The organism is Microbacterium sp. VKM Ac-2870, from assembly GCF_015350795.1.
Classification (GTDB): Bacteria; Actinomycetota; Actinomycetes; order Actinomycetales; family Microbacteriaceae; genus Microbacterium.
The window spans coordinates 114,186-140,916 of the sequence record NZ_JADKSH010000003.1; the positions used below are offsets into that span (position 1 = coordinate 114,186).

Sequence of the window (26,731 nt, forward strand, 5' to 3'; positions counted from 1 at the left end):
CGGTGCGGCGCGTGTGACCTCGTCACTGCGCGTCTCGCTCCACGCCCGGAAGACGCCCAACGACCGGGGGCGGAACACATCCCCCGGTCGTTGAGCGGGCGCAGCGAGTCGAATCGCCCCGCGCCGCGTCAGGCCTTCTTCTGCACGTCCAGCAGCGGTGCGCCGTGGTCCACCGGGCCGAGCTTCACCGGGTCGACGGTGTCGAACGTGTCGCCGTTGAGGACGATCACCGGGGTGATCAGCGGGTAGCCCGCCTTCTCGATCACGGCGCGATCGAAGGTCACGAGCGGCGTGCCGGTCTCGACGCGGTCGCCGTTCTTCACCTTGACGTCGAAGCCTTCACCCTTCAAGTTGACCGTGTCGATGCCGACATGGATGAGGATCTCGGCTCCGTTGTCCAGCTGAAGACCGAACGCATGACCGGTCGGCTGCGCCGCGACCACGACGCCGGCGCCCGGCGCGTAGACGGTGGTGCCCGTCGGTTCGATCGCCACCCCGGGACCCATCACGCCGCCCGCGAAGACGGGGTCGGGTACCTTGTCGAGTGCCACGACGGTGCCGTCCAGTGGTGCGGCGACCTGGATGAGCTCACCCACAGCGGCGGTGCGCTCGGCGACCGCGGTCGCTGTCGCGGTGCCCTCGCCCGCCACCCCGGCGAGCTGGCCACCACCGGCGACGGCCGGGATCGTGTCACGCGCCACGCTCGGAGCGACCGACGTCGCACCGGCGGTCGCGACAGCCGCTGCAGCCTCGGCCGGCTCGGGGTTCTTGTAGCCCGAGATGATGACGAGCACCATGGCGACCACGAAGGCGCCGACGACGGCGACGAGGTACAGGCCGATCGGGTTGAACGCCGGGATCGTCAGCAGCGAGGTGAACACGAACGCCTGCGTGGTGATGCCGTGGGGCAGACCCAGCAGCAGCGATCCGACCCCGATGATCAGACCACCCGTGAGGCAGCCCACCAGCATCCGCGGATAGATGCGCTTGTACCGCAGATGGATGCCGTAGAGCGACGGCTCGGAGATGCCACCGAGCAGACCTGCGGCGAGCGCGCCCGTGGCCGTCTGCTTCATCTGCTTGTCCTTCTCGCGCCAGGCGAGCACCAGCACACCGGCCGTCGCGCCGAAACAGGCGAAGTTCCACGCACCCATGGGGCCCTGGATGAAGTCGTATCCCAAGGTCTGGATGTTCAGCAGCATGATCGCGTTGATCGGCCAGTGCAGGCCCAGCGGCACCATGAACGGGTACGCCAGCGGGATGACGATGGCGAAGATGAACGGGGAGAACGTGTTGATCGCGCTCAGCGCGTTCGCCAGCGCCGCACCGGCGTACACGCCGATCGGGCCGATGAGGAAAGCCGTCAGCGGGATCATCACGAGCATCGAGATGAACGGCACGAAGATCAGCTGGAGGTTCTCCGGGATGACCCGCTTGAGCCCCTTGTAGACGAGCCCCAGCACGGCCGCCATCAGCAGCGGCGGGAACACCTGCGAGCTGTAGTCGAAGATCGTCAGCGGCATGCCGAAGACCTGCACGGTCGTGATCTGCGATCCGAGGAAGGTCGTCTGTACCGCATCGGCCGTCTTGCCCAGTCCGGTGAACCCGGGGAGCATCGTGACCGCCATGATCGAGAAGCCGACCCACGGGTCGGCGCCGATCTTCTGCGACGCGTTGTAGGCGACCATCAGCGGCAGGAAGATGAACACGCACTGCCACATGAGGTTGACGAACGCCCACGACGGCGGCAGGACCACACCCGGCGCGTTCCACGCCGGGATCCAGCCGAGGGTCGCCGCGAGCGCCATGAAGGTGATGAACAGTGAGGCACCGAGGAGCGCGCCCAGGATGGGGCGGAACGAGTCCGAGAGGAACTCGAACAGGGTGTCGAGCCACGCGTTGGTGCCGCGCGGCCCCTTGGAGCGCTCTCGCGCCTTGATGTCGGCGTCACTGTCTCCTGCGCCCGCCGCCGGGGCGGATCCGCCGCCCGCCATGACGGGCAACGCCATGATCTCGTTGTAGACGGTCTGAACGCCGCCGCCGATGACCACCTGGAAGCGGTCGCCGGCCTGCGGGACAGCGCCGAGCACTCCCGGAATTGCTTCGACGGCGGTCTTGTCAACCTTTTCTCCGTCATTGAGCTGGAAGCGCAATCGTGTCGCGCAATGGGTCAGACTCGCGATGTTTCCGGGTCCGCCGACGGCGTCGACGATCTCGGATGCCGAATTGGATGCCATTTTTTCGCCTCTTTTTCGTTATGCGACGTCCTGTCGATGACGATCTGTCGCAGGCGACTATATCTCCGCTCCAGGACCGGCCGCAGGGCTCACGCCGTGCCAAAAGGAGGTACTCCGACCGCACCCGCGGGCTCGTCCACGCCCAGGATTCACTCAGGTTCTGTGCCGGGGACGTCCAGAAAACGTTGTGAAGCTGTGACCTTCGTGTCCACCCGAGGACGCACATCGCTCGCGCTGACGCGCCTGGGCGGTGCTGATTCACCGGAAGTTCTCCTTTATGCCCCGTATGCCTTACCGCTCCGTGACGTCTGCCCTTCTCGGCCTCGGCCTTGTGATCGGCGCCGCGACCACCACCGCGGGGGCCCTGCCGGCCTTCGCTGCATCCGAGATTCCCGCCGCATCGAGCGGCACCGCCACGCAGACCACGTCCGCCCCGCTGAGCGCGATCACCGCCGGCGGCGTGACCGCGATGAGCCAGGCGCAGGCCGCCGTCGCCGCCGCCGCGAAGGTGACGATGGACGTGTCCGCCTCGGGCCTCGACATCGGGACGACCGACACGGTGGTCGACACCACCAAACTCGGCAGCCTCATCAGCAAGCTCCGGGCGATCGATGTCACCCCCGCGATGATGATCCCCTCACTCACCTCCGAGGCGTCCGCGGAGACCGACGCCGTTGTGGCGAAGACCTCGTCCCTGCGCAGCGCACTCGAAGGCGCCGTCCAGCGCAAAGCGGCGGCGGATGCCGCAGCCAAGGCCGCCGCCGAAGCAGCCGCCGCCAAGGCCGCCGCCGATGCCGCCGCCGCCGCGCAGGCGAAGGCCGAAGAGGAAGCCGCCGCGAAGGCGAAGGCCTCCGTTGCGTCGTCGTCGTCGCGCCCCGCGGTCGACGTCAACGTCGACCCGGCATCGGCTCAGGGCATCGCCCGCTCGATGGCCGCCGCCAACTACGGCTGGGGCGACGATCAGTTCGCCTGCCTCGTCTCGCTCTGGAACCGGGAGTCGGGCTGGCGCGTGAATGCTGCCAACGGCAGCGGCGCGTACGGCATCCCGCAGGCCCTCCCCGGCAGCAAGATGGCCTCGGCGGGTGCCGACTGGGAGACCAACCCTGCGACGCAGATCGCGTGGGGCATGGGCTACATCGCCGGGCGCTACGGCACGCCATGCGGCGCGTGGGACCACTCCGAGTCCTCGGGCTGGTACTGACAACCGCTAGCTCATCTGATCCGAACGGCCCCGACGATCGCGTCCGGGCCGTTCGGCGTCTCGACCCGTTCTAGGGTGGGCGCATGACCTGGCAGACGCGCGGAACGCGCGCGGTGTACGAGAATCGCTGGATCCGCGTCGACGAGTACGACGTCGTCGGCCCCCACGGCGAGGGCATCTACGGCGTGGTGGAGATGCAGCACCCCGCCGTGTTCGTTGTCGCGATCGACGACGACGATCGTGTGTGTCTGCTCTCGCTCGAGCGTTTCACGACCGGCACGTCGTGGGAGGTTCCTGCCGGGGGCTCCGACGGGGAGGAGCCGCTGCTGGCCGCTCAGCGCGAGCTGGCGGAGGAGACCGGACTCACGGCACGGGAGTGGACGCCGCTCGGCACGATGAACGCTCTGAACGGCATCGCACGAGCGTCGGAGCACGTCTTCCTCGCGCGCGGCATCGCGCGCACGAGCGACGCCGCCACCACGCAGCACGAGGAAGGCATCGACGAGGTGCGGTGGGTTTCCTGGGGCGAAGTGCTCGAGATGATCCGCGCCGGCATCATCACCGACGGGGAGACGATCGCGGCGCTGGCATACGCCGGCATCCACCTCGGCCGCTTCTCCTGACACGCGCTGAAACAGACAACGGGTGGGGGCTCAGCCCTGCCGGCCCTTGAATCGCGGGTTCAGCTTGTTGATGACGAAGACGCGACCGCGGCGGCGGACGACCTGCGCGCCGGGCTGGTTCTTCAGGGACTTGAGCGAGGCACGGACTTTCATGGCGACTCCTTATTGAGAATCTTTGTCAATAAGAGGCTAAAGTAGGACGGCCCGTCCGTCAACGTGAAAGCAGGCTCGTCGTGCTGCCCTCCCCTCTCATCGTCGCCGGCGTGTGCAGCTCAGAACGGCGGATCTACGCGGCCGGACTCGCGGCGGCGACGCGGCGAGGACTGCTGCGGGTGGCCCCGTCTCGCGGACAATCGATGCAGTCCACACCTTCGGAGCCTCTGCCCGTGAAGATCACGCACGACCGGCGCGACGTCGAGCGTTTCGTGATCGACGCCGATATCGAAGTAGATGTGCTGCACCTCGACGTCGTCATGCGCGCCCCATCGGCCCCGATCGTCTGCGTCGTCGATGCGCGCCACATGCTCGACGACCTGCGCAACCCTGCCCCCCTGTCCGACACGGCGGCTGCCGGTGATCCCGACGGGGATGTCGGCGGGAGGGCTCGACGAGCGGTCACCCTCCTCGAGGCCGCATCGCTCATCTGCCTCGTGCGGTGGGAGCGGGCGGAAACGGCGGAGTTGTCGCTGCTGATGGCTCTCGCATCGCATCTCGCGCCGCGGGCCCGGGTGCGACTGTCGCGCGGGCCGGCCGAAGATCTGCAGGCGTTGGCCGGATCCTCCCCGCACGGCGATGAATCGACGACGCTCGAGCGCAGCGGGTGGGTGCACGCCCTGAACGACGAGCACGATCCGTACATGACCGACCCCCGCGTCAGCACCCTCCGCTACGAGCGGTTGCGCCCCTTTCATCCGACACGGCTCACCTGCGCGCTCGACGAGATCGATTCGGGACGGCACGGCACCGTCATGCGGTCGGCCGGGTTCTGCCGCCTGGCAACGCGCGCCGGCATCCTCGCACGGTGGGATCAGGTCGGATCGGCGATGTGGATCGACCCGCAGGACGCCAGCATGGAAGCGAGCCTCACCGCTCAAGACCTCGCCCTCACCGGCATCGATCTCATCCACAGAACGATCATGTCGACGCTCGACGCGGCACTCCTCTCCGACGCCGAACTCGAAGCCGGGCCCGCCGGGTGGGCGCGCTTCGATGACCCACTGCCCGAGTGGCCCCGCGTCACCGACGACAGCGTGCCGCGCGACCCGCCGATCTGAGGCATCCTTCCGCAGGCGCACGCCTAGTCGCTGGCTGCGCGATCGTCAACCCACTGCCGCTACGGCGACGTCACTTCTAGCCTTGAGGCAGAACTACCAGAGAAAGGACGACACCATGGGTCTCGACGACAAGATCAAGAACGCGGCTGAGGACCTCGGCGGCAAGGTGAAGGAAGGCGTCGGCAAGCTGACGCACAACGAGCGCCTCGAAGCCGAGGGCGAGGCCGATCAGGCGAAGGCCCACGTCAAGAAGGCCGGCGAGGACGTCAAAGACGCGTTCAAGTAAGCCGCACTTCTCTGAATGGACGCCCTCACCCCGTCTCGGGTGGGGGCGTCTTCCTATGCTGCGCGAGACTCGCCGCCGTAGAGTAGAGCCCCAATGTCAGAGCACATCGAGCCCTTCTTCACGGTCGTCGCCATCGTGTTCGAGATGCTCGGCGCCCTCGCGATGGTCGCGGGCTTCGTCATCGCCGTCGTGCTGGCGCTGCGTTCCCTGCGGCGCGACCGCAACGGCCACGGTGCCTATCTGGTGCTGCGAAACACGCTCGGTGCAGCGATTCTGCTGGGCCTCGAAGTGCTCGTCGCCGCGGACCTGATCCGCACCATCACCTCCAAGCCTTCGATCGAGGATGCCGTGATCCTCGGCCTCATCGTCGTCATCCGCACGGTGCTCTCGATGTCGATCCAGATCGAGATCGAAGGCACGCTCCCCTGGCGTCGGGCGCTGTTGACCAGCGGCGGTCAGGTCCTTGCTCAGACGGTTGCGCGCGAGCGCGCGGCAGACCGCGACGCGCGCGAATCCTGACGCCCCGCGCAGGTCACACGCCGCCGCCGGGCTGAGCTCCGGCCACGCGGCGTGCCGCGAGCGTGCGCTCGCGCATCGCAAGGAACAGCGGGAAGACGAAGGCGAACGCGGTGACCAGAGACGCCAGGACGTACAGCCACGGGCGGCGCATGCCGAGCCTGCGCCCCTCGACGATGATCAGGATGCTGCCGGCCACCGCCGCCACCATGATGTCGACGCCGATCGATCCCACCGCCGGGCCGGATTGCACGAGGTCGAGCAGGTAGTTGCGCATGAGTACCACCGACCACACGTTCAGCGAGAAGGTGCCGACCAGGCCGGCGATCGCCAGGACGAGGTAGGTGAGGGCGAGAGGAGACCAGCGAGGCGTCATGGGGACATTCTGCTCCGCGACGCGGCGGGGTCGGCGACGGGCTACGAGCTAGGACGACACGGTGACGAGCACGCGGTGCCACCCGGTCGAGCCATTCGGTGCGATCGGGGCACGGTCCTGGCTCTGGAGCTCGCCCTTCTTGTTGCGCGCCCGCACCGCGATGTAGTGCGTGCCCGGCGTGGCATCCCATTCGTACATCCACTGCACCCACGTGTCGTCGTTCACCGCGTTCGAGAGCATCGCCGGAATCCAGGCACCGTCGTCGATCCTCACCTCGACACGATCGATCCCCACGGTCTGAGCCCAAGCCATGCCCGCCACCGCCACCCGGCCGGGAGCCACAGGGGTGTCGATCTTCGGCACATCGACGCGCGATGAGAGCTTGATCGGCGCCTCCGCGCTGTATCCGCGCGGCGTCCAGTAGGCCTGATCGGCGGCGAACGTGGTGACCTTCAGTTCGGTCAGCCATTTGGTCGCCGAGACGTAGCCATAGAGGCCCGGCACGACCATCCGCACCGGAAAGCCGTGCTCGGCAGGCAGCGGCTCGCCGTTCATGGCGACCGCGAGGATCGCATCCAGCCCGTCGTCGGTGAGGGAGGCGAGCGGAGTGCTCGCGGTGTAGCCGTCGATGCTGCGGGAGAGCACCATGTCGGCTCCGGCCTGAGGGCCCGCCATCCGAAGGATGTCGCGCACCGGCACGCCGAGCCACGTCGCGTTTCCGACCAGTCCGCCCCCGACCTCGTTCGACACACAGGTGAGGGTGATGCCGTACTCATCGACACCCATGTTGAGCAGCTCGTCGAAGCTCAGCTCGACGCGTCGGTCGACCATGCCGTCGACGACGAGCCGCCACGTGTTGGGGTCGATGGTCGGCACCGTCAGTGCGGTGTCGACGCGGTAGAAGGCGGAGTTCGGGGTGAACAGGGGTGAGATGCCCGGGACGTTCAGCTCAGCCCCCGCAGGGATGCTCACGCGCGAGCGCGGAGTCGGCAGTCGCACGGCACCGCGGAGGGCATCGATCGACGACGTCGCGGCCGTGACGACGCGAGCGGTGACACCGACGATCACAGCCGAGACGCCGGCAACTCCGGCCAGGCGGAAGAAGCCGCGGCGATCGACGGAGCGGTCGGGGTCGCCCTCGACATCCATTCCCCCTCGCCAGCGTCGCAGGCGACGCCCGAGCACGGTGAGAACGAGGGATGCCACGACGGTGGCGACCACGGGGGGGAGGAACGAGAACGGCGTGACGACCGCGCGCGTGACGATCGCGGCGATCGACAGGGCGCCCGCGATGCCGAGGGCGACCACGCCGAGCGGGCGGCGCACGTACTGCAACACCCCGCCGATGGCCGAAGCGATCACCACCGCCAGGCCGAGTCCGGCCAGCAGAGCGATCTTGTCGTTGGATCCGAAGGTCGCGATCGCGAACTCTTTGAACGGCTGCGGCACGATGTCGATCACAAAGCCCCCGACCGCGAGGATCGGGCTGGCGTCGCGGGCGACGAGGAGGGCCAGCAACTCCGCGGTAGCGAGGAAGACCGCTCCGCTCACGAGGCCGGCGAGCGCCGCCAGGGCGATGGACCTGCCGCGGCCGGTGTGCGTCGTCACAGTGATCTCCTGCCGCCGGGGTCGGGGTACGGGTGTTGTTCGACGCGGAGAGCGGATCGGATGGGCGGGAGGGCGGATGCCTAGGCTGGCATTCCGGATGCCGCGTTGTTCGACGCCAATCACTCTGTCAGCGCGCCGGAGGATTGGCCGCGGCTTTCCGGGACCCGCGTCGGGACTCGCAGCGGCATCAGCGCCATGCAAGTTGTCAGTAGCCGAACATCCCCGCCCCGGTTGGGCCGGACGCGAGGTCCGTCGGAGATCAGATCACCTTCTCCAGGTACACAAGATTGACTAGCCGATCAGCGTTCTCGTCGACCTACCTACACGAGAGGTCGCCGTCCGTCTCTCCCGCCAGCAGATCGTTGGGTGGCGCAGCGCTCGTCCGCACCGCTGGCGGGCGGCGCGGATCAAGGTGCGTGAGCCGCGATACTCTCCGAAGGTGATCGTCATCTACCCCGACACCAATGCTCTGCACTCCGATCTCCTCATGCAGCGCAAGCTCAGTAGTGAGCTTCTTGAATTGCTGGACGAGGGTGTCGTGGAGGTGCGTCTCTCCCCGGTTGTCGTAGCGGAAGCGGATCGTCAGGTTCGCGAGAGCGTCGAGGCGACACGTAAGGACATCACCACATCGGTCACGAAGGCGAAGCGTGGTCTCGGTCTCCCCGAGGCATCAACGAAGGCACTCCTCAGCGCGCTCGCGGGGGAGATCACCGCGATGGGCGATAAGGCTCTCGCACCGCTCCTGGCGCACGATGCCTGCGAGGTCATCGAGTGGTCGGGCGTGAGCGCGCAGCACCTCGTCGAGCGCGAGTTGGAGAGACGGAAGCCCGTGCTCGAAAAGAGTGGTCAGTCGATCGGTCTCCGCGACACGATCATCTGGCACGGGTTACTGGAACTGCTCGAAACTCTCGACAGCGACGATGACTTCGTCATCTTCGTTAGCGCGGACGGCGGGTTCATTAAGGACGGTGGACTACATGACGAACTCGAAGAGGAAATTGACGGCGCCTGGTGGGACGGCAACCGCCTGCGCATTGCGTCTTCTCTGGCGTCCGCCGTGCTCGAAGCGGGGAGGCTCGCGAGCCTGATCGGTGAACGCGAAGGCACACTGAGCGCCGCGCTCATTGACTACGTTGAGCGCTTCGATGGGATCGAGTGGGGCTCATTCCCCCGAGACATGAACGTGACCCACCACAGCGCGAACGTCCCCTACGGGATGGAGGACGCGCTGCTGATTTCTGTCGATGGCGTGGAGGTCGACCATGTCGGTGACGGTAACCCGGCGGAATGCATCGGGTACGCCGACTTCACGTTCAGTGGGCGAATGTCGCCGATGGATTACTTGGACGCTGACCACTCGAACCTCGACATGACCGGCGGTGACATCAACGGGTACGAGGTCTCCGTTGAGTTCACCGCGCGCGCAGAGATCATCGCTGAAGTCGAGTTCGATCTGGAGCCGCTGTACGCGGAGGTCATCGGCGCTTCCGTGTCATGGTGACCGTTGCTCAAAGCCGACGGGCTGACACTACCTAATCGGCTGACTTCCCGCGTCGTCTCACAGCTTCTCGTCCGTTGCACCCCCGTCGACGTCTCGTGGTTCCGCATCTGGGTCTTCGTTCGACAGCCACGGGACCAGTAGCTGAGAGATGGGGCGTTCTCCAGCCTGCAGATCGCGTTCCATCTGATCGAAATCCGCTCCGGTGGGGACCCTCGACAGCGTCAGCGAAGCTGCGAAATCGAGCCGAGCGCCGGCGCGACTGATGGATTCGTTTAGCGCGTCTATGGCAACGTCGCGCAGTCGAGCAGCGAATCGGCCGAAGGAGATTGCTCGCCAGGCCTTCTCCGGATCAAGTAGGCCCTCGGTCAACATTCCTCTACCGGCCCAACCGATGGTTCTGGTGCCCTTCAGCACGATGTCATTCGACATCTTGCGGTGCACCGCAAAATCGAATCCTGAGTTGTTGCCATGGTTCCCCATCACGAAGCTCGAAGCGATTGTGATGTCGCGGTCGCTCATACGGATGAGACTGAGCGCCCGTTCGAGATCGCGCCGAAGGACTCTCGGGAGCGATGCGATCACTAAGCAACGCAAATCTAACTCTTCGACGCTCCACGTGCGTGGACCCTCAAATCGATCGCGGTCGGCGACGATGTAGCAGTAGCGGCCGCGATGTCTGATGATCCGCTCAGCGTCCAAGATCTTGATTCCGAAAGCTACGGGCTCGTCGTCCGGATTGTCCAACGCGCGGTAATACTGCACTTCGAGGTGAAGGTCGCCATCGATGAGGCGCCACAGCGCGCTATCAACGAAATCTCGTATGGAGTCCGCAAGCCGCAAGTGGTGATAAGAGGTGGACGGCAGAGCGTCGCCGATGAGCTGAGTCAGTTCTGGCTCAGCCGGTTCTATGGCGACGTCAAACCCGTCATTTGATCCCCGTCCGTATGGCAGTGCATAGGTCCGAAGGTCCTGGAGAAGCATGTGCTCGCTGGGACCTGGATAGGGGCGATCCTCGGCTGGCTGGACAGAATTGGCAGTTCTGGGCCGCGTGACACGGCGCCTTGGCACCCGAACGAAGTTTTTGAAGGGATCGTCAAGCATCGGACTCACCTTGCGCGCCCCCGCTCGCGCCCGACCCGCGGCGGTATCGCGCTATCTGATCTGCGATCATGTCAGCCTTGTGCCCTAGATTCGCGTCGTCCGCAAGGTGTTCGACGAGATACTCGGCGATGAAGAGTGCATATAGGTCGTCTTGGATGCCGTGCCCGTGAGACGCGAGCGCCGAGACGATCGCGCTCTCATGCGGACGCCACCTCGAGCCGTCCCACGTGCGCTCATCCCGATGGATCTGACGCGCCTCGAATATGCGTTCCATCTCAATTGAGCGCCGGCTTCTCTCCAGACCACCAACAGTCATCGCGAACGTCCCGTCAACGAATGACGCGGCCGTCAGGAGGAATTCAGCAACTTCGCGTTTGTCCTTCAGCAGGATGTCCCACATAGACTTGATCTCCAGCCAAATTCCCTTGCCGTCGAGTTCAAACATGAGCAGCGCGTAGCCGGCCAGATCCATTGCAGTGATCAGCGGCTCAACGGCGAAGACCACGCGAGTATTCATCTCGTGGCGCTCAAGGTCGGCAAGTATTCGCATCCGCGCAGGCTCCATCTCCAGAAGCGCCGATCGATACAAGATGAACGCCCGATCGCGGTCGCCACTGAGGATGGCGCGGAATGCTCCGTCCACGACGAACTGATAGAGCTGCCCGTATAGGTCAGGCTCACGCGGCTCGAACTTCTTGATCCGGAGTTCCGGGAGCAGGGCAGCGAGCGTGGCGAGCATTGCTGTGTGAGCATCACGGGGATCTACGACGGACGTTCCCCGCTCGGGCCATTGAGGAACACTCGCATTGTCGTTCCGGAAGCCATCCAACTTCGTCAGCGCGCGCCGAATTGTTGGCGCGTGCGTCTCGATCTTGCTCAGTAACTCAAGTGACGCCATCCCGGTGACTGCTGCAAGATCGTGCCTCCCCTTCTCCGCGAACTGCGCGACCTGCGCCGTCGTCCGGCGGCCAACTTCCTCCAGCACTCCCGACTCCGTGGCCAGCAAAGCTTCGGCCATGCTTCGCGCCGCGAAGTGGTCGATCCACCAGCGAGGGGTTACACGACGTCCCTCCGCCTCGGTCTCACGACGGATGGCGGTTGAGAACTCCTCGAGCATCTGTCGGGTGAGGGTGGGAAGGTGACCGCGATAGAGCGCATTCGGATCGGAAATTGCGGCCTCGAACTCTCCCGAAAGATCTCGACCGATGATCGAGCGCGCCGCGTACTCGAGACCAAGCACCATCTTGGTGAGGGGCAGAACAAGGCTTTCTGCGGCTGCCATCTGATTGATGCGAATCTGATAGTCCGGCGCGTCACCTTCGGCCACCTGGACCGTCATCGCTACATCGCGGATGACATCGTCCCAAGCGGACTCAATGGCAAGAGCCTCGTCGATCTGGAGTCGGGCAGCGAGGTTTGCAACGAGGTCCGCTATGGACTCCGTGATGGCCAGCGCGTTGGCGCCCGCCTGGGACTGAAACCCAACCTGCAGACTCTTCCGCAGGAGTCGCGCGACCGTGTTTTCCAACCACAAATAGTCCGGCTGCAGATCTGGCGGGTAGGTCACGGATGCGTTGAGTGCCAGTTCCAATCGACTGTGGTCGATTGTCAGCCAGTTCGAATGACTCGGCACCCGGTCCCACCAGTTGCTGTCAGTTGGTATGGCGTACTTCCAGGATGAGTAGTTGCCGACGACACCCAGCAATTGCCGGGTGAGCGACATTGGCGCACTGGCGTTTCTCAGCTCCTCGTGCCCGAGAAGGTCCACAAGATGCCTGAACGATGCCAAAGCACTGTAGACCCTGTAATGCGCCTCCGATTGACGGTGCGGCAAGGCGCGAGTCCGCGAACCGGTTGCTTCGCGAATGCCGTCCGCAATCTGGCCCAGCAGCTGCGATGACAGCTTGGAAGGATCGAAATAGTCGAAGAGACGGCTCGCCAGCACTACGAGTCCCACGCAGGCGAGCGCAGCCAGGAATCCGACGACGACGAGAGTCATCCCGGCCACCGCGTAGCCCAGAACCCCTGCCACGAGAACTACAACGCTCGTCCCGATCGTAAGAATCACGATCTTCAGGTATGCCTCGCTGTTTCGCTCAGCAATGAACAGCTCCCGTACGTCGCCCGGAACCGACTTGTAGATTGTCGATGCGATTACGCCGATCGTCGCGTAATACAGACCGAGAAGGGTCGCGCCGACGCCAATGGCCGCGGCGACCAAAGCCGACGCAGTCTCTTGGAGTGAAGAGTCGGGTGGTTCGAACCACCCAGTGGCGGACCCCCACTCGGTCCCGCGAAGGACCAGGGCTACGACCTCAAGCGCCACGACCAGCGCAATGGACAACGCCATTGTCGCCAGGCTCCGGCCCACGATCCGTCCGGCCGCGGTAGCGCGTACCCGTCTGCTAGCGAACCAGCTGCGAACACTGGCAACCGCTATTGCCCATCTCGCCGCTCGACGACCATATAGCTGTCGCCGGCTCCAGAATCTAGGAGAACCGATCTCCTTGAGTCGGTTGAGGTCGCGGTGAATCATGTGTGCCTCGCCGACTGCCCCCGCGCACTACGCACAACTTGGCCACCATACGACCATTCCAGGGCCACATAGTCCCAAGTTGTCATGAGTCCGCCACAGTGCTTGCAAAGAGCTCCGCCTGCTCAAGCACCAACTCCACGGCCTTCGCCTCGGCGTCAGGCGGATAGTCGTACCGAGCGAGGAGGCGTCTTACCTTGGAGCGCATCGCTGCGCGGACACTCTCCTTCTGATCCCAGTCGATGACCACGCTTGACCGCACCGCCCAGACGAGATCGACCGCGATCCTCTTGAGCGTGTCATCGCTCATCTGCAGCACCGCGGCGTCGTTCTGAGCGATCGCGTCGTAGAGGGCAACCTCGGCCGCAGACAGACCCAAGCGCTCATTGCGCTTCGTGTCGTCCCGCATCTGCTTGGCGAGCTTCACCAGTTCGGCGATGATCTCCGCTGTGGTGAGGGATCGGTTCGTGTAGCGATTGATCGCCTCATCGAGGAGCTCGGAGAACTTCCGTGCCTGCACGAGGTTGGTGCGCTGCACAGTGCGGATCTGATCGTTGAGGAGGCGCCGCAACAGCCCCATCTGGAGGTTCGGCTTCTCCTTGTCGGCCAGCGAGTCGAGGAACTCGTCGCTGAGGATCGACAGCTCGGGAGTCTCGACGCCGGCCAACTTGTAGATGTCGACGACCTGGTCGGCGGCGACCGCTTCATTGAGGAGCTGACCGAGTGCAGTATCGATCTCAACAGCTCCGGACCCACCGCGTCCGGAATCGGGGTTCTGGATCTTGAGGATGGCGGCACGCACGTCGGTGAAGAGGCGCATGTCGTTACGGATAGCGGCCGCTTCGTCGCGGGCGCCAGCGAGGGCGAACGCCTTGGCAAGCGCCAACACCTGATCGCTGAAGCGCGCCGTACGGTCCGGGTCGGCCATGACGAAGTCGAGCACTTTGGCGTACTCGGCGAGCCGCTGGGAAGCCGAGAGCATCGGCGACGAGTCGTAGTCGACGCCGTGGAGCAAGCCGCGGATGATGTCGTGCTTCTCCAGCATGACGTGGACCATCTCGTCGATGGGCACACCTGCCTGGTCGCGGTCAGAGGGCGAGTACTCGGCTAGCGCGGCCTGAAGGTTCGAGAAGACTCCGATGTAGTCGACGATGAGCCCGCCGGGCTTGTCGCGGAAGGTGCGGTTGACCCGGGCGATGGCCTGCATCAGCCCAGCGCCCTGCATTGTCTTGTCGACGTACATCGTGTGCATGCTCGGCGCATCGAAGCCGGTGAGCCACATGTCCCGCACGATCACCAGCTCGAGATCGTCGTCTGGATTCTTGGCGCGCAGTTTCAGATCCTTGCGGACGTCCTTCGAGTGGATGTGCGGCTGGAACTCCGGCGGGTCGGCAGCTGAGCCGGTCATGACGACTTTGATCTTGCCCTTGGCTGGGTCGTCGGAATGCCAGTCCGGTCGAAGTGCCACGATCTTCTCGTAGAGGCGCACCGCGATACGCCGGCTCATCGTGACGATCATCGCTTTGCCGAACAGCGCCTCGCGCCGCTTCTCCCAGTGATCCACGATGTCCTGGGCAATGAGGTCGAGGCGAGAGTCCGCACCGACGATCGCCTCAAGCCTGGACCAGCGGGACTTCGCGGCGGTGGCAGCGTCTTCTTCGACCGTCTCGGTGATCTCCTCGGCCAGCTCATCCAGGGCTTCGAGGTCGGCGTCGGAGAGGTCAACCTTCGCTAGCCGCGACTCGTAAAAGATCCTGACCGTCGCCCCATCCTCGACGGCCCGAGTGAGGTCATAGACGTCGATGTAGTCGCCGAACACCGAGCGCGTGCTCCTGTCACCGGACTCGATCGGTGTGCCAGTGAAGCCGAGGTAGGTCGCACCGGGCAGTGCATCACGCATGTGCTTGGCAAGACCAGCCTTGAGACGCCCCTGGCGGTCGAGGTACTCCCCGAAGCTGTACTGGCTGCGGTGTGCTTCGTCAGCCACCACAACAACGTTGCGGCGGTCGGTGAGCACAGGGTTGGCGTCGCCGTCCTCGCCGGGTGCGAACTTCTGCAGCGTCGTGAAGACAATGCCGCCGGAGGCGCGCTTCAACTTGGCGCGCAGATCGGTGCGCGTGGCCGCCTGCACTGGTGTCTCTGGCAAGATACGAGCGGGGGCGAACGTTTCCCCGAACAGTTGATCGTCGAGATCGTTGCGGTCGGTGATAAACACCAGCGTCGGGTTGGCCATCCGCGGATCGCGCATGATCTTCGCGGCGTAGAACACCATCTCGAAGCTCTTGCCGGAGCCCTGCGTGTGCCAGACGACGCCGCCTCGGCGGTCACCGTCGGGCCGGGATGCCTGCACCGTGTGCTCCACGGCAGCGTTCACTGCCCAGTACTGGTGATACTTCGCGACGCGCTTGACGAGCGCTCGAGTCGGCTGCTTCGTGGTCCTGTCCGTCGCGGTCTCGTCGCTGAACACGATGAAGTTCTGCAGCAGATCCAGGAACCGCTTCGGCTCGAAGACTCCCTTCAGCAGCACCTCGAGTGCTGGGCGGTTGCTCACCACTTCGCGGCCCTCGATGGTCTTCCACGGCGCGTAGTGCTCGAACGCGCCGGTGTAGCTGCTCATCGCTGCCGACGTACCGTCGGAGATGACCGTCACTGCATTCGGGACGAAGACCGACGGGATGTCCTTGCGGTACGTCTGCACCTGATTCCACGCCGACTTGAGCGTCGCGTGCTCGGCAGCCGGATTCTTGAGCTCTAGGAGCGCGAGCGGCACCCCGTTGACCAGCGCCAGCACGTCGGGCCGGCGATTCTTGCCGTTCTCGACGATCGTGAACTGGTTGACCACCACCCAGTCGTTGTTGTCGGGCTGATCGAAGTCGACCAGCCACAGCCGCGTCGTGCGTAGCGTCCCGTCCGCGTCGCGGTGCTCGACCGGGACGCCTTCGGTGATGAGCTGATGCAGTCGGTAGTTCTCGTCGATCGGGCTCTGCGACTCAGCCCGCCGCACCCGCTTGATCGCCTCGTCGATCAGGGCAGGGGACGTGCCGGGGTTGATCCGCCGGATTGCGTCGCGCAGACGTCCCCAGAGGAAGACGTCCTCGTAGGACGCGCGCTCTGCATCGGGCTCTCCCGGTGCAATGTCCGGGCCATGAATTGTCCGGTAGCCCAGCTCCGCGAAGTACTCGAGCGCAGCCAGCTCAACGACGTTCTCGTTAAACGCACTCACAACGCCACCTCCAGCGTTGACTCATTGACCCAGCGCGCCAGGACGCTAAGGGCGGCCAAGTACTCCAACGCTTGCTCCTCGGGCAGCTCCTGATCCACCTCGTGAGCGAGCGGGTTGCGGATCCCCGCGAACACCCCCTCGGCGAACATGCGCGCACCGCGCTGTACCGACTTGAACGTCCTGCTGCCGTCGTCCGGCATACGGTGCAGCCGCGGACTCTTCGGCGCCGCCGACTGCTCGCTGAACGCCTGGTTGAAGAGGTCAGCCTCGCTCACATCACGACGCCCAAGCTTGTTCTGCGTCTCCGCGTTCAGCTTGCGGATCGCCCCCTCGACAGCCTCACGGTAGTGCCCGGAGTTCCAGAGAGATGAAGCACCACTCCAGATCCACGAGTGCAGGTTCGCAGCTGACAGTTCGGGCGCGTCGTCCCCAAGGTTCTCTCGGATCTCTTCCTGGCGCTCCAGTTCCGCCTTCGCGCGGATGGCAGCCTCGCGGTGCCGCGTCCATCGGTTGCTACTCCGCAACTCGATCTCATTGCGCCACCCGGGGATAACACGGTCGAAGATCTTCTCGACGACCTGCGCCTGCTGTGACACCTCGGCGTCTGGCGCCGCCGTGCTCGACTTGTTGGAGATCGAGACGTACCCGGGCCCGCTGCGGCTGTTGTTGGTCATGACCGTTTGCTGGATGAACTTGTCGAGCTCCCCAATGGCCCACGCGACATTCAGGCCGGTCACGGAACGACTCCCTCGACAGGAACTCGGACACGACCCGAGAGAATCTCAGGGAGTAGCGCATCACGGAGAGCAACAAGGCGAGCTGATTCCTCGGACAGCGCGTCCATACGAGCGAGCATCGGCCGAACACTCTCGGCAAAGCGCTCCTGCTCGTCGGGGGGCACGATCGGTGCGCTCCACGTTGGCATCGCGTCTTTCGCGAGGTGAAGGACGGTCGTTCCAGTGACATGCGCCCGGCAATGCTGACGGAAGGCCTCGCTACTCAAGAGACCGTGAAGGTACTCGACGGGCATGCCCGCCAGTGGGCGCACGATGGCAAGGTCCAAAGAAGCAACGAGCGTGTCGTACCTACCTGACCTGGGCACTCGAACGCCTCTCCCGACTATTTCCGCGCCCTGAGTTAGGTCTGTCTGAGCGACAACGATCTCGCCTGGGCGGACCTCCTGTTCGGGCTTGTGTGGACCGGTGTACGGCTTCAAGCCGCTCTCCTTGTAACCCCCGTTGCGGTCGACGCTCTTCAGGGTGACGAGAGCTGTACTTGATTCCTGCAGCTCTGAACTCTTGTATGAGCGTCCATTCACGGCCCTGGCGAGTTCTCCGAGCGGCGCATACACAACCTCGTGAGATGAAATGACTTGCTCGAACAGAGCGCTTATCAGTGCCACCAACGTATCCGCCGCGTGGCGATTCGACTCGATCTTGTCGTCGAGCGCGCCGAGAGTCGCGGTGATGGCGCGCTGCTCTCCAACGTCAGGTAGCTCGAACTCGAAGTCGCCGATCTGTCCACCGCTGATGTGTGGGACTGCTGAACCGGTCTGCACCCCAATCACGTAGTTCGTGAACTCAGCGCTTCCAATGACCGCACCTAAGAACCCTTGGTCAAGGGAATCGCTCTTCGTCCTCAGCCGCGCGACACGTTGCACCAAGAGGGACGGAACGTCCTCCTCACGAACTACCGAGTACTTGAGTCCCGCTTCGATCCACGGACGATCCATTGCGATAACGGCATCGCCCACGGCCAGCTGATAGCGCTCGAATTCGCCGACACGTGTTCTGGGGAAGCGCTTGGCACCGCCCCAGCGGAGACGGCCCTGTCCAATGTTGTCACCACGCAGTAGTCGCACATCGGCGGGCTCCTCGCTGAACTCCGCGCTCCTAAACGCGAAACCGAACGTCATGTCCACAACGTCAGAAAGCCGCGTCATGATCGCAGAGCCCCCAGCCGTCGGCGGACCTCAGTCTCAAGCTCCCGTCCGCGTTCGAACTCGGAGTACAACTCCTTCGTCAATCGCTCGATCTTCTCGTCGATCGGCTCGCTGTCGGCCTCGGCCTCGGTGGCGCCGACGTAGCGGCCCGGGGTGAGCACGAAGTCGTGATTGGCGATCTCTTCCAGCGACGCGGCCTTCACGAAGCCCGGCACGTCCTCGTAGTCGCCGTCGTGCTCGCGCCAGGCGTGGTAGGTGCCGGCTATCTGCGCGATGTCGTCGTCCGTCAGCACGCGCAGACGGCGGGACTCCATCGTGCCGAGCTTGCGGGCGTCAATGAAGAGCACCTCGCCGCGGCGCTCACGGTGACCGTTACCGTGCCGATCCTTACTCACGAACCAGAGTGAGACAGGGATTCCAGTGTTGAAGAAGAGCTTGTCGGGCATCGCGACGATGCAGTCCACGAGCTCCGCTTCGACGAGCTTGCGTCGGATCTCACCTTCGCCGCTGCTCTTCGACGAGAGCGACCCGTTCGCAAGGACGAAGCCCGCTGCGCCCTTCGGGCTCAGGTGATAGATGAAGTGCTGCACCCAGGCGAAGTTGGCGTTGCCCTGCGGGGGCGTGCCGTACTTCCAGCGCGGATCGTCGGCGAGCTTCGCATCCCACCAGTCCGAGACGTTGAAGGGCGGGTTGGCGATCACGAAGTCGGCGCGCAGATCGGGGTGCAAGTCTGCGGTGAAGGAGTCGTCGGAACGAGGCCCGAGGTCTGCCTCGATGCCCCGAAGTGCGAGGTTCATCTTCGCGAGCTTCCACGTCGTGTCCGTAAACTCCTGCCCGTAGACAGAAATGTCGGTACGCTTGCCGCCGTGCGCCCGCACGAACTCCGCGGACTGCACGAACATGCCACCAGAGCCAGCCGCAGGGTCGTAGACACGTCCCTTGTACGGTTCCAGCATCTCGACGAGCGTCTTGACGACCGAACGAGGCGTGTAGAACGCTCCGGCGTCCTTGCCAGTCTCCTTGCCGGCGAACTGCCCGAGGAAGTACTCGTAGACGCGACCCAGCACGTCGTCGGCACCGTGATCGTCGGTCGCGGTGAAGCCGATGGAGCCGATCAGGTCGACCAACTCACCGAGGCGACGCTTGTCGAGACCATCGCGCCCGTAGTTGCGCGGGAGCACGCCGCGAAGCGATGGGTTCTCCTTCTCGATGAGATCCATCGCCTGGTCGATCTGCTGCCCGATCTCGGATTGCTTCGCGACTGACTGGATGTATCCCCACCGCGCTAACTCCGGCACCCAGAACACGTTGTGGCTGGTGTACTCGTCACGGTCCTCGAGGAAGGAGGCGAGTCTCTCGGGCTTGATCCCCTCCGCGACCAGCTCACCCTCAAGGGCACTGCGACGCTCCTCGAAGCGGTCGGAGATGTACTTGAGGAACACGAGCCCGAGCACGACGTGCTTGTACTCACTCGGCTCCTGGTTCCCACGCAGCTTGTCGGCGGCCTCCCAGAGGGTCTGCTCTAGAGACTTCTGGGGCTTCGGCTTCGCTACTCGGGCCATCTCACACTCTCTCGAAGGAGCACCGTAGCTCCTGACTCTCACTACACGGGGATGAATGTCACGTTATCGCGAGGGGCGGACGTGGTCCGGGATGGACGTCACGCGTGGCGAAGTGGCGAACGGGCAAACGGTGAGGGTCACCATCTTCTTACTGACAGACATCCGCTCACGCGTCGGGAGTTCGGTCCCGCTCGTCGCCGAGTTCGACCCCGAAGCGATCAGCGACATCCGCGAGCGGCACATCGCGCATCCCGGCGCGTTCACGCACGATGATCTCGACCTCACGATCGTCGATCGACTCGATTAGGTCCTCGACTACGCGATCCAGATCACGTTCGCCCAACGCGGCGAGCCTTGCGATCTCCGCTGCGGCGTCGGCGAGCGAGTAGAGACGCACCCAGGGATGCTCACCGTGACGCGCGACCACGACCGACTCCCGCGTATAGGAGTGGCCGTCGCCTGCGACGAGCCAACGCTCCTCACCCTCCGCGTTGATGAAGAAGTCCACCACGCACTCACCGCACGGCATCTTGTAGACGCCGGGCTTGGATGGCGCCGTCTCCCTGGCGCGCTCGATCATCCCCCTGATGATGCGTTCCCAATCCTCTGCCTGGCCTTCGATCCGCATTGCGACCTCCCGATTTCGAACCGGGTAGTTTCGCATCCAACGACGGAGATGTCCACGCCGTTATCGAGTCCCGTCGACTCCGACGGCGGCGCGACGTACGCGTGGATGCAAGTTTCGGGCCCGGAGAGTCGACTATCTGGCTGAAAGATCCGGCGCGGAGGCTGGCAGTAGATCGCCAAGGTCAACACTGAGCACTTGCGCGATCGCGAGGAGTGTCATCAGTCTCGGATTGGCGAGCGTGCCCGGCCTTGACTCGCCCTTCTCCAGCTTGTGGTATTGTACCTGCTCAGGTTCGCCTCATAGGCAACGCGGTCCTGACTGTAACCGCGAGCAACGCGCTGACGCTGGATGTTCGTCCCGATGGCCCGGGCGTAGTCATCCCACTCCGGGCTTGAGGACGATGCGCTGCGCACCTTCTCAGGTTCACGGCGAGGCTTGTTCCGTATGGCCTAATCGGTATGGCAATCTGGCGTTCATGATGCGTGAACGGGCGGAGCACCCGGCCTTCCGCACACTCACGAAGGACCCATTCCTCGAGGCTCTGCTCACTCTTCTTGCCGAGCCCAATGGTTCGTCTCTCGCCGCACACGCGTACGAGACCACACGAGACTGGTGGGACGAGCACGAGCGGGGGCCAACCGGTGACGAACTCCTGGCCGCGATGTTCGCGCCCGATGACTGGCGCCAAGTCGTCGATGACCCGTCCCGCCCGCTACCCGAGCGTCAGCACCAGCTCGCGCTTGTCCGCCAATGGCTCATCGTGTCGTGGGCGCGCGCCGGCGCCATCAGTGTCATGTTCGGACATGACACCGAAATCCGACCGGGCTTCTCCATCGACGTCAGTTGAGCCACTTGAGGCGCGCGACGGCGCAGGTAGCGGAAGATCGAGGTCATCGGGCACCAAGCGCGCTCGATTCAGGATGGAGTTGCGCGGCGCTCCCCAGGACGGCGGCGCGTCCCAACTACTTGGCATGCGCACCGTATCAAGGTGCCGTAGAAGGCACGCCCGGTTGGACCGGGCCGAAGCGAGGAGCGCCTTATCGAGGCCGCAACTGATGGTCTTCACCCCGTACGCCTTCTTGGCTCCGTAGGCTGCCATGACGGCATCCTGACTTCGCTCCACGACCAGCCGCGAGATCTCCCGCAGGTGCCGACCGCCCGTTCCTCCCAGCACACCTGCCACAGCCGCCTGCATGATCTCGACCTGATCCCGCGACTTGTATCGCGGGCTCAGCAGGTACCTCAGATACTCCGGATCGATCAGGATGCCAGTGAGCGCGACCGCCTCGGGGTAGAGGCAGAGCAGAGCGTCTTCGTACGCCCCTTCAAGCGAGACGCCGAGCTCGTCGGCACGTAGTTGAGCGCGCTCTGCGGCGTGAGGCGAGTCCCGAAGCGCCGCAAGGAGGAGCCTCACCGCGAGTTGCAGTTCCCCGGTGTGGAGGGAGATGCCGTGGAACCAGAGCTTTCCGCTCATCCATCGCTCTGCTCGACCGAACGCTGAGTGCATGGACACGTCGATATCACGTCCGGAGAGATGCCAGCGGCGATGATGGAGACAGACTCCGGCCCCGCGTCTCCGAGTTGTGGTCGGCGTTCCAGCTGAGCATCGTAGACACTCGGTGCGCGGCGTCTGGGGTTGAGAGCACCGTCGGCAACTGCCCGGACGCCACCCGTAGTGGCTACACCTCACGAACATGCAGTGCTTTCGGTCATTCTTCTCGAAGTAGCCCATTGCGAGCCCTCCGAGCGCCTCGACGAGACCCGGTACCTTCTCGACGTCGGGATTCGTCTCTGGCAGCTTGCCGAGGTCTCGGATGTGGAGCCGCAGGTCGCGAAAGGTTAGACCGTTGGCGGGAGCAAGTCGCCCGACGTAGCCGACGACCGTCTCTCCGGGCAGCGGTCGGATGAAGACCGGAAGCGCGACAGGCCGGATCACTGGCCGGGCCCCTCGTCGAGTTGGCGCCGCGCACGGCGGCGGCGCTCGTCATCCATCGCCGCCCGCAATCGGCTGAAGTTGAGGCGCTCCGACTCCGACTCCATGGCCTCGATCACGGCCAGCTCGATGATGCCTGCCACTTCGCCGACCCGGCCGTGGCTGGCTTCCCAGAGCAACTCGGCGTCGTCGACGATTGAGCCCGACTCCTGCGAAACCAACTTTGCGTTGGCCTCCAGATCCTCGAGCAGCGCGCACCATCGATCGCGATTGCGCTGATTGTTCAACTGGTGTGCGTCGAGGTCCATGATCCTGAATCGGGTCGCCACCTGGGCTGCCCAACCTCCGTCCAGGAGCCCCGTGTCTTCGACGTTGGCGCCGACGTACACGAAGGTCGCCTGGCACTTCTCGGATAGCTGCTTGAGATAGTTCGTCGCATCAGAGGCGCCCTGCCGGTCCTGATTCAGGTTGTGGATCTCGTCGATGATGATGAGTTCGGTACCGCACCGCTCGACGACGTCTGCCAGGCCGTTGAGTAGTTCGGGGGCGGTCATCCGCGGGCGCGTCGGCCGCCCGAGGAAGTGGTGGAACTCGACGAGCAGCGACTTCGGTGTGCAGTCAGACGGTGTCGACACGTAGATCACTGGGATCACGCTCCGTTGGCCACGCGGGTTGCCGCGGACCCGGCGCTGAATCTCGAACTCCTTCGCGAGGCGGGTGACGGTCGTCGACTTCCCCGCGTTGGGGACACCGTTGATGATGAGGCCGAACTTGCCGCCGCGTTTGCGAGCGTTCGCCACCATCCGCAGTCGAAGCTCGTCTCTGATCGGCTTGACCTCCGCGGTCAGAGAAATGCGACCGTTCGCCATGAAGTCGAGTCGGCGCAGGCAGTACGCGGTTCGCTCGCCTTCGCTGAGCGCATCAAGTGCGTCGCGAGTCATGACCTCTGGCTCGATGAGTTGCTCGCCCACGAAGTCGGACCAGCCCTCCTTCGTCTGCCAGTTGGGCTTCTTCAGCGAACCGATGCTCAGATCAATCATCGATCCGTCCTCGGGTCTCTTCTGTCTGGCTACTGAATCCGCTCGAGGCTGACCACAACCCTTCGTCGTCGATCTCGAGGAAGCCATTGCCGCCAGTACGCCTGAACCGCCCGCCCGGGGCCACGGCCTGGTCGGCTGCGTCCTCGTCGGTCGGCGGCTCTACGTGCTGATTCGACAGCGCCATTGGATCGGACATCGCGGCACGCGCTCGCGCGTCTGACCGTCCTGCGTGCGGATCACCAAACCGACCGCGGCGAATGCCTTCTTTGAGCGCAGCGGAGACCCGTCGCGGGTCAACACCCTGCGTTCCGTCGCTTGACCGGAGCTGGCGATGCAGTTCATCCCGGAAGGGCATCTCGGCATCGCCCGCTTTCCACAGAAGCGGAATGAACTCCTCGCCGTACTCGAGCCAGACCGTATAAAGATTGAACGGGTCGCGACGAATGGTCCACTTCCGACCGGCGGCATTCGGGGTCACGGCCACGACGTCACGCAAGCGTCGCGAGGAGTACCGACGCCGACCGATGTTGACGCCGTAGTCCTGGATCGTCCGATCCTCTCGTGGGAGCAGACTGATGTACTCCTCACGTCCGAACGGGATGGGCAGGTCGGGAGTGATCTGTCGCAGCAGAGTGACGGTCTCCATGGGCGTAAGCGCGCGACTCGGACGCAGCGGGTCACGCAGCCCGTCGTGGGGGCGGTGCATCCAGTGGACAGCGATCCAGTCGTCGAGCAACTCCTGGGCTTGCAGGAGCGTCGGAGGCGGATGCGGGGCGTCGCCCTTCCCCCGGTGCTCTACGCTTCGGCCCACGTGGCTGCGAAGGTACTGCGCGAACTCTTCGGCTACTGAACCGAAGTTCGCCTCGACATGCGGCTTTCCCGTTGGTGTGTACGGGTTGCACTCGATGATCGATATTCCCAACCGCTCGCAGGCCTCGGTGAATGCCGTCGATGTGAAGATCTTGCCGTGGTCGACAGTGATGTTCTCCGGGAAGATCACCGGCACCAACGATCGATAGCGATCAAGCTCCTCCTGACTGATCCCGTGTGGATCGGCCCACGCCGCTGACACTAGCTCCCGCGTCTCGCGGGCGCCTTGGGGCCGTCGCTCGTAAGGCGTGAGTGCGCGGGCGAGCAGGGTCACGAGATCGACGGACTTCGTTCCGCCGGCGCGCAGCACCGCGGCCATCGGCGTGCGACTTCGGATCTCAAACAGGATGGTCATCTCCGGGCGCTCAACCCCATTGCGCGTCGTCACGCTCCCGTTCTCCAGCGTGATCTCCGCGTCGAACTTGGTCGTGTCGATCTGGGTGTGCTCGCCGAGGCGCGGCGACTCGTGCTGCTGAAACTCGCGCTGCGGGCGGTTGGCGAGGGAGGCACGCGTCTTGGCCGACCTCGTCAGGTGCTTCGCTCGCGGCATCTCGCTCACGATGCGATCGAGCGTTCGATTACTCGGAATGTCGAACGGCGGATTCTCTCCGTACCGATCAGCGATGGCATACAGGATGTCGTCGACGATGCGTCCGCGTGTCCCGGTGGATTGCCTATCTGCTTGGCGGCACACGTCGGCGACGATTTCGAGGAGGAGAGGATCTCGACTCCTCTGCGTCTTAGTCCGGTATCGCTTGTCGATCAGCCCCAGCGCACCGAAGTCGCGGTACCCCTGCAGCTTCCGCCAGACAGTGCGGGGATCGACCGACCCTCCAGGCATTTGCACCCCAACGGCGTGCACGACCTCGGCAATGATTCGGTTCGTCTCATCTGCGTCTCTTCGCGCTGAGCTGAGGAACTGATCGAGCCGGGTCACGTGCGGCAACCACAGCTGGATCTTCGCCTGTTGGGGCGACGGCAGCGCCTTCAGCGAGTGTGGATCGAACGTCCGGACCTGACGAAGTTCTCGTTGCGGCCACTCAATGGATGGGTCCCTTTGCAGCTCATTGATGAGGGCCACGCGAACGTACCCCTCGCCCACGGCACGCAGACGGGCTGACGCCGCGTCGTACGCGATCAATTCGAAGGCCACTCCGTCCCAGAGCAGCCGGCCACCGAGCTCGAGATTCATCGCCATCCCCTCCCTGCGCATACAGCAACGGATTCGAACTCGAGTCGACGCCCAAGATCCACCTCGAGCGCGCCGTGCCAGATCGCCGCGAGGAGCAAGCCGCGCGCGGGACTACTGGTTCCGCCGAAGTACGACTCCCAGTCGCGGAGCGTGCGCGCCTCACCTCGGCGCGCCGTGAGCATCTCCGCGACCGACCCAGGGCAAACCCATCGCGTGTAGCGATACCCGGAGAGAAGACGGAGGTTCCACTCCTCAACCCTCGTCAGGTCCGCAAACAACCGGTAGTGCATCTCCAGCGAGGCGGCCCAGGCAGCCGTTATCGCGAAGAGTTCGGCGTCACGCGCCTTGATCCGTCGGCGGGGACGAACGTCGACGATGAGCCGTGACCCGTCCGACCTGCGGATCAGGAAGTCAGGGAAGTGCATCATGCCCAGGCGACCCAAGCGAAGCTTGAACGGCTGAGTGGCAATGTCGACCACGTCGGGATCGCGATCGAGAACCGACAGTGCCGTCTTCTCGTAAAGCGACTCGAACCAGTGGTGGCGTCCCGTCGTCGCCGACCAGTAGACGCCTGCGTAGTTCTGCCGCCCCGGGTACGCCCTGGAGAGCCGGATCGGAGCGATGCTCGACAACTCGAGTCCACTCAGCTGCTCGGCGTCGATGTCACACACCCGGCCGTCATACTTCACCTCGACGGTCACTGCCGCGAGTTCCGCGTCGGTGTGCTGGGATGGCGCGAAGCTTGTCAGGATCACGTGCGAGGTCTCTCGTAGTCGAGGTTCGTGAGCCTGACAATGCGTACGTCGGGTACGCGCTCGGCGCCAAGCTACGGCGGCGGATGCCCGACGCGTTGCGCGACGCGCCGGGCGACTGACAGATTCAATGGCGCGGATGACAGGCACCTGACTCCACTGACAGATCACGTGGCGCGGCTGACAAGATGCGTGGCAGCGGACAGCCGCGTACTCGACTTTCGTATGAATCACGAAAAGGTAACGGAAATCGCTTGTGGACCGTTATCTGGCCGTTATAGAGTGCTCGCACGGTAGTTGTTTTGCTGTGGCAGCTACCGGCATGTGATTGCA

Annotated in this window: 21 protein-coding genes; 6 read left to right on the forward strand and 15 right to left on the reverse strand. The window is 64.5% G+C overall.

The window, feature by feature from the left end; genetic code table 11:
- Positions 1-128 precede the first annotated feature (128 nt).
- Positions 129-2,237, reverse strand: a complete 2,109-nt coding sequence (locus tag ITJ43_RS07900) for a glucose PTS transporter subunit IIA (protein ID WP_194583310.1) — start codon at positions 2,235-2,237, stop codon at positions 129-131.
- A gap of 277 nt (positions 2,238-2,514) precedes the next feature.
- Between ITJ43_RS07900 and ITJ43_RS07905 the strand changes: the two genes are divergently transcribed.
- A complete protein-coding gene (locus tag ITJ43_RS07905; RefSeq protein ID WP_194583311.1) occupies positions 2,515-3,438 on the forward strand; it encodes a lytic transglycosylase domain-containing protein in 924 nt (307 codons plus the stop codon).
- Between the two features lie 83 nt (positions 3,439-3,521).
- Positions 3,522-4,061, forward strand: a complete 540-nt coding sequence (locus tag ITJ43_RS07910) for an NUDIX domain-containing protein (RefSeq protein WP_194583312.1) — start codon at positions 3,522-3,524, stop codon at positions 4,059-4,061.
- Between the two features lie 30 nt (positions 4,062-4,091).
- Here ITJ43_RS07910 and ykgO read toward each other — a convergent pair whose 3' ends face one another.
- A complete protein-coding gene (ykgO, locus tag ITJ43_RS07915; RefSeq protein ID WP_036311902.1) occupies positions 4,092-4,214 on the reverse strand; it encodes a type B 50S ribosomal protein L36 in 123 nt (40 codons plus the stop codon).
- A 233-nt stretch (positions 4,215-4,447) separates the two neighbouring features.
- Between ykgO and ITJ43_RS07920 the strand changes: the two genes are divergently transcribed.
- From ITJ43_RS07920 to ITJ43_RS07930, 3 genes are all read left to right on the forward strand, one after another.
- The gene (locus ITJ43_RS07920; protein ID WP_323741159.1) at positions 4,448-5,335 is read left to right on the forward strand and encodes a GTP-binding protein; all 888 of its coding nucleotides are present in this window, start codon (positions 4,448-4,450) and stop codon (positions 5,333-5,335) included.
- 115 nt (positions 5,336-5,450) lie between these two features.
- Positions 5,451-5,621 carry a CsbD family protein gene (locus tag ITJ43_RS07925; protein WP_194583314.1) on the forward strand — a complete coding sequence of 57 codons (171 nt, stop codon included), beginning with the start codon at positions 5,451-5,453 and terminating at the stop codon, positions 5,619-5,621.
- Positions 5,622-5,714: 93 nt separating this feature from the next.
- Positions 5,715-6,140, forward strand: coding sequence for a DUF1622 domain-containing protein (locus tag ITJ43_RS07930; RefSeq protein WP_194583315.1), 426 nt, complete (start codon positions 5,715-5,717; stop codon positions 6,138-6,140).
- A gap of 13 nt (positions 6,141-6,153) precedes the next feature.
- Here the strand turns inward: ITJ43_RS07930 and ITJ43_RS07935 are convergent, their stop codons facing one another.
- On the reverse strand, positions 6,154-6,513 hold the full coding sequence (locus tag ITJ43_RS07935) for a DUF2834 domain-containing protein (protein ID WP_194583316.1): 360 nt from the start codon (positions 6,511-6,513) through the stop codon (positions 6,154-6,156).
- Positions 6,514-6,561: 48 nt separating this feature from the next.
- Positions 6,562-8,121, reverse strand: a complete 1,560-nt coding sequence (locus tag ITJ43_RS07940) for a molybdopterin-dependent oxidoreductase (RefSeq protein ID WP_194583317.1) — start codon at positions 8,119-8,121, stop codon at positions 6,562-6,564.
- Positions 8,122-8,560: 439 nt separating this feature from the next.
- Here ITJ43_RS07940 and ITJ43_RS07945 point away from each other — a divergent pair, with 439 nt between their 5' ends.
- Positions 8,561-9,622 (forward strand): PIN domain-containing protein, encoded by a 1,062-nt coding sequence (locus ITJ43_RS07945; protein WP_323741160.1) that lies wholly within the window; start codon positions 8,561-8,563, stop codon positions 9,620-9,622.
- Between the two features lie 57 nt (positions 9,623-9,679).
- Here ITJ43_RS07945 and ITJ43_RS07950 read toward each other — a convergent pair whose 3' ends face one another.
- From ITJ43_RS07950 to ITJ43_RS08000, 11 genes are all read right to left on the reverse strand, one after another.
- Positions 9,680-10,723, reverse strand: coding sequence for a hypothetical protein (locus ITJ43_RS07950; protein ID WP_194583319.1), 1,044 nt, complete (start codon positions 10,721-10,723; stop codon positions 9,680-9,682).
- Entirely contained in the window at positions 10,716-13,073 is a 2,358-nt protein-coding gene (locus ITJ43_RS07955; RefSeq protein WP_194583320.1) for a hypothetical protein, read from the reverse strand. The genes ITJ43_RS07950 and ITJ43_RS07955 overlap by 8 nt, the downstream gene beginning before the upstream one ends.
- A 268-nt stretch (positions 13,074-13,341) precedes the next feature.
- Positions 13,342-16,479 (reverse strand): type I restriction endonuclease subunit R, encoded by a 3,138-nt coding sequence (locus ITJ43_RS07960; RefSeq protein WP_194583321.1) that lies wholly within the window; start codon positions 16,477-16,479, stop codon positions 13,342-13,344.
- Positions 16,476-17,216 carry a TIGR02391 family protein gene (locus ITJ43_RS07965; RefSeq protein WP_194583322.1) on the reverse strand — a complete coding sequence of 247 codons (741 nt, stop codon included), beginning with the start codon at positions 17,214-17,216 and terminating at the stop codon, positions 16,476-16,478. The genes ITJ43_RS07960 and ITJ43_RS07965 overlap by 4 nt, the downstream gene beginning before the upstream one ends.
- The gene (locus ITJ43_RS07970; RefSeq protein WP_194583323.1) at positions 17,213-18,421 is read right to left on the reverse strand and encodes a restriction endonuclease subunit S; all 1,209 of its coding nucleotides are present in this window, start codon (positions 18,419-18,421) and stop codon (positions 17,213-17,215) included. Before ITJ43_RS07970 ends, ITJ43_RS07965 begins: the two co-directional genes overlap by 4 nt.
- Positions 18,418-19,983, reverse strand: coding sequence for a type I restriction-modification system subunit M (locus tag ITJ43_RS07975; RefSeq protein WP_194583324.1), 1,566 nt, complete (start codon positions 19,981-19,983; stop codon positions 18,418-18,420). Before ITJ43_RS07975 ends, ITJ43_RS07970 begins: the two co-directional genes overlap by 4 nt.
- Positions 19,984-20,149: 166 nt before the next feature.
- Positions 20,150-20,563 carry a zinc ABC transporter ATPase gene (locus ITJ43_RS07980; protein WP_228495611.1) on the reverse strand — a complete coding sequence of 138 codons (414 nt, stop codon included), beginning with the start codon at positions 20,561-20,563 and terminating at the stop codon, positions 20,150-20,152.
- A 760-nt stretch (positions 20,564-21,323) separates the two neighbouring features.
- Positions 21,324-22,085, reverse strand: a complete 762-nt coding sequence (locus ITJ43_RS07985; RefSeq protein ID WP_194583326.1) for a hypothetical protein — start codon at positions 22,083-22,085, stop codon at positions 21,324-21,326.
- A 458-nt stretch (positions 22,086-22,543) separates the two neighbouring features.
- A complete protein-coding gene (locus ITJ43_RS07990; RefSeq protein ID WP_194583327.1) occupies positions 22,544-23,584 on the reverse strand; it encodes a TniB family NTP-binding protein in 1,041 nt (346 codons plus the stop codon).
- Positions 23,577-25,646, reverse strand: coding sequence for a Mu transposase C-terminal domain-containing protein (locus ITJ43_RS07995; protein ID WP_194583328.1), 2,070 nt, complete (start codon positions 25,644-25,646; stop codon positions 23,577-23,579). The genes ITJ43_RS07990 and ITJ43_RS07995 overlap by 8 nt, the downstream gene beginning before the upstream one ends.
- Entirely contained in the window at positions 25,643-26,401 is a 759-nt protein-coding gene (locus ITJ43_RS08000; RefSeq protein WP_194583329.1) for a TnsA-like heteromeric transposase endonuclease subunit, read from the reverse strand. Before ITJ43_RS08000 ends, ITJ43_RS07995 begins: the two co-directional genes overlap by 4 nt.
- Positions 26,402-26,731 lie beyond the last annotated feature (330 nt).